Annotated in this window: 4 protein-coding genes; all 4 read left to right on the top strand. The window is 59.4% G+C overall.

All coding sequences use genetic code 11. The features are described 5' to 3' along the window. The first annotated feature begins 5 nt into the window (after positions 1-5). On the top strand, positions 6-785 hold the full coding sequence (locus Q0341_RS06510) for a HupE/UreJ family protein (protein ID WP_299511336.1): 780 nt from the start codon (positions 6-8) through the stop codon (positions 783-785). Positions 786-828: 43 nt separating this feature from the next. After that, positions 829-1179, top strand: a complete 351-nt coding sequence (locus Q0341_RS06515; RefSeq protein ID WP_299511333.1) for a DUF6488 family protein — start codon at positions 829-831, stop codon at positions 1177-1179. A 162-nt stretch (positions 1180-1341) separates the two neighbouring features. Next, a complete protein-coding gene (gene ylqF, locus Q0341_RS06520) occupies positions 1342-2283 on the top strand; it encodes a ribosome biogenesis GTPase YlqF (RefSeq protein ID WP_299511334.1) in 942 nt (313 codons plus the stop codon). A gap of 204 nt (positions 2284-2487) precedes the next feature. Beyond that, positions 2488-3237: fumarylacetoacetate hydrolase family protein (locus Q0341_RS06525; protein WP_299511335.1), on the top strand; the 750-nt coding region annotated here is incomplete at its 3' end.

The following is a 3237-nucleotide window of genomic DNA, read 5'->3' on the forward strand; positions in this document are numbered from 1 at the left end:
AAACCATTTTTTCACGCCCCCTCATGGCCTTGCTGCTGTGCGCTATGCCCGCCATGGCATGGGCACATGGCATATCTGACGAAGACCGCCAACGCATGCTCGATGGCGGTTACCTCCAATACGTGGGTCTGGGGGCCAGCCACATGCTCACGGGTTATGACCACCTGCTCTTTCTGTTCGGTGTCGTCTTCTTTTTGACCACCTTCAAAGAAGTGGCCAAGTTCGTCACGGTGTTCACCCTCGGCCACTGCATCACGCTGATCTTCGCGACCTATTTCAAGATCACCTGGAACTTCTATTTGGTCGACGCCATCATTGCCCTGAGCGTCATTTACAAAGGCTTTGACAACAACGGCGGCTTTCAAAAGCACCTGAACATGCCATCGCCCAATCTGTTGAAAGCGGTGTTTGTTTTTGGCCTGTTGCACGGCTTTGGCCTGTCCACCCGTTTGCAGCAGCTGCCCTTGGGCGACGATCCGGTGGCCATGCTGTGGCGCATCTTGAGCTTCAACGTCGGCGTGGAAGTCGGCCAGATTGCCGCCTTGAGCGTGATGGTGGCCGTGCTGGCGCTGTGGCGCCACCGCCCCTCATTCCAGCGTTTCAGCCACCTAGCCAACCTGGGCCTGATTTACGCGGGCATTTACCTCTTGTTCACGCAGCTGCACGGCTACCAGCATGACAGCCACCCCGACAGCTTCCGCTTCCCCACAGCCGAACACCAGCACGCGCACGAAGACATGGACATTCAAAACACCACGGACGACAGCCGGAACGCCTTGAAATAACGCCCCAAGATATCTTTTCAACCCATTCAAATCAGGACACACCATGACCAAAATCACCCTAGCAACCTTGACCCTGTACACCGCTTTATGGGCTCCCGCCGTGTCCGCCGATCCAGGCAACAGCTGCCACTTTCACGGCAAAAAACCGGCCACTGAAACCACTGTGAGCGGTTGTGCGCAGCAGCGCAAAGACAACTTGGTCAAAACCGGCAAACTCGACACCGCCTGGGGCGCCATCAAGCCGGCCAGCACAGAAGCCGTTGATGGCAAAAAGGACAAGGAATGGAAGGTGACGTTCAAGGACGCCGCAGCCAAAGACAAGTCCAAGGAGACGCTCTACATGTTCTTCACCTTGCCAGGCAACTTCATTGCGGCCAATTTCACCGGAAAATGAAGAGTGTCACAGGCCTCAGCTCGGCATGGAGACGCGCTGAGGCCTCAGAAAAGGACTGCCTAAACTTGGCCGAACGGTGCACAGTGATCCCCTGCGTATGAGCGAGTCTGAACTGCCCGACAATCACCTCTTTCATCCTTTCGGTCAGCAGCGGCTTCATTTATGGCGATTCAATGGTTCCCCGGACACATGCACCTCACGCGCAAGGCGATCGGGGAACGCATCAAAGAAATTGACGTCGTCATCGAAATGCTCGACGCCCGGCTGCCCGGCTCCAGCGCCAACCCCATGCTGGCCGAGCTGATCAAGGGCAAGCCAGCGCTCAAGATCCTGAGCAAGCAAGACCTGGCCGACCCGGCCCGCACCACGCAATGGCTGGCCCACTACAACGCCCTGCCCGGCGTGAGCGCTATGGGTTTGGACACCAGCATGACGCAGCCGTCCAAAGCGCTGATCGATGCCTGCCGGCAGCTCGCGCCCAACCGGGGCGGCATGGTCAAGCCCATGCGCGTGCTCATTTGCGGCATTCCCAACGTGGGCAAATCCACCCTCATCAACACCCTCAAAGGCAAGCGCGCCGCCAAAACCGGCGACGAAGCGGGCGTGACCAAACAAGAGCTGCGCATCGCGCTGGCCGACGACTTTTACCTGTATGACACGCCCGGCGTGCTCTGGCCGCGCATCATCGTCGAGCAAAGTGGCTACAACCTGGCCGCCAGCGGTGCGATTGGGGTGAACGCGTTTGATGAAGAAGTGGTGGCGCTGGAATTGCTGAACTACCTGATCGCGCACTACCCACAGGCCCTGAGCGAGCGTTACAAGATCAACGATGTGCCCGGCCACACCGACGAAAGCTTGCTCGAAGCGATCGGCCGCGTGCGCGGCGCGATGCAAAGCGGTGGCCGCGTCAACACCACCAAGGCCGCGCACTTGGTGATCCACGACTTCCGCGCTGCCGCATTGGGCCGCCTGACGCTGGAAACCCCCGAGCAGTTTGCCGTTTGGCTGGCCGAGGGCAAACAAGCCGATGCCGAGCGTGCCGTGCGCAAAGAGGCCTCAGACAAGGGCAAAAAGTCCGCCCGCCCTGCCAAAAAACCACGCTGAGACACCGCGCCCCCCCGCAGCCACCGCGCTGCCACCGCGCTTGGAGCGTCGCCCAGAGCGGTCTTCACGGGTCTCCAGCGACCTCAAAATAATCGAGATTTTTAATCTATGGAATTTTTATCGATTAACATTCGGGTGCTCGCCCGGGTCTGCCCCAGAGCGCGCCAACACGCCAAGGCACCGATTTATTTTTGAGGAAATCCCATGAAACTCATCAGCTACCAGCACGACAACGCCACCCGCTACGGGGTGCTGCTGGACGTGGGCGTGGTGGACATGCGCCACTGCTTGGACGCAGCGCCCGAATCGATCAACGATTTTGTGGCCCTCGCTTGTGGCAACGCGAGCCTGATGGCCAGCGTGGCCCAGCGTGCCGCCAGTGCGCAGGCCTTGCCCTTGGACCAAGTCAAGCTGCTGCCCTGTGTGCCACGGCCCAGCAAAATCATCTGCTTGGGGGTCAATTACCACGACCATGCGGCCGAAGGCGGCAACAAAGTGGCCGATTACCCAACCATCTTTTTCCGTGGCCCATCGTCTTTGCTGGCGCACGGCGGCACCATCCCGATCCCGCCGATCTCGACCTCTTTGGATTACGAAGCCGAACTGGCCTTGGTGATTGGCAAAACCACCCGCAACGTGAGCGAGGCCGAGGCTCTGGATTCGGTGTTTGCCTATGCCTGCTTCAACGATGCCACCTTCCGCGACTACCAGCGCAAAACCACGCAGTGGACAGTGGGCAAAAATTTTGACCAAACCGGCGGCTTTGGGCCCTGTTTGGTCACCGCCGACGAGTTGCCTGCGGGCTGCGTGGGCTTGCACATCGAATCGCGCCTGAATGGCCAGGTGATGCAATCGGCCAGCACCACCGACATGGTCTTTCATGTGGCCCCGACGATTGCCATGATGTCGGCTTGCATGACCTTGGAGCCAGGCGACGTGATCGTCATGGGCACC

Source organism: uncultured Limnohabitans sp., assembly GCF_937889215.1.
Taxonomy (GTDB): domain Bacteria; phylum Pseudomonadota; class Gammaproteobacteria; order Burkholderiales; family Burkholderiaceae_C; genus Limnohabitans_A.

Excerpts from the sequence above, each read along its gene's own strand:
- Q0341_RS06515 (WP_299511333.1), top strand. The coding sequence starts at position 829 with ATGACCAAAATCACCCTAGCAACCTTGACCCTGTACACCGCTTTATGG.
- ylqF (WP_299511334.1), top strand. The coding sequence starts at position 1,342 with ATGGCGATTCAATGGTTCCCCGGACACATGCACCTCACGCGCAAGGCG.